The organism is Dellaglioa sp. CoH-56-MRSF-13 (genome assembly GCF_056782095.1).
This window is the reverse complement of the sequence record NZ_JBXAYC010000070.1, coordinates 1-415: the sequence shown is the minus strand read 5'-3', so window position 1 is coordinate 415 and position 415 is coordinate 1. Positions and strand designations below refer to the sequence as shown.

The window sequence follows — 415 nt, the reverse complement described above, 5'->3', positions numbered from 1 at the left end:
GTTGTGAGGTGATATGATTCACACAATCAGTTTGATTTTGCTTTGGTGCGCGGCTGTCATCAACATCGCACAGCTCGTGACCCGTGTACAGGAGAAGAAAAATGCACGCAACAAAACTTCGTAAGGGTGAGGCGCTTGCCAAGATGTTGAAGGTTTGCGTCGAGAAGTTCGACGGCCACTTTGACAAGGCAGGCATGCCCTACATCTTCCACCTGCTGAAGGTAATGCACTACGTGAAGAGCGACGATGAAGAGCTTCAGTGTATCGCGCTCGGACACGACCTCGTTGAGGACATCTTTGCCTCGGACCATGAAGCAGGTTACTCGTTCCTGCGACGCGAGGGTTTCTCGGACCGTGTGATCAACGGAATCCGGAATCTCACGAAGATCGCGGGCGAAGAGCTGGACGTGTACGT

Annotated in this window: 1 pseudogene; it reads left to right on the top strand. The window is 52.5% G+C overall.

The features are described 5' to 3' along the window. Positions 1-101: 101 nt before the first annotated feature. Positions 102-415, top strand: a pseudogene (locus tag AC1RP1_RS07925) (hypothetical protein); the annotation flags it as partial.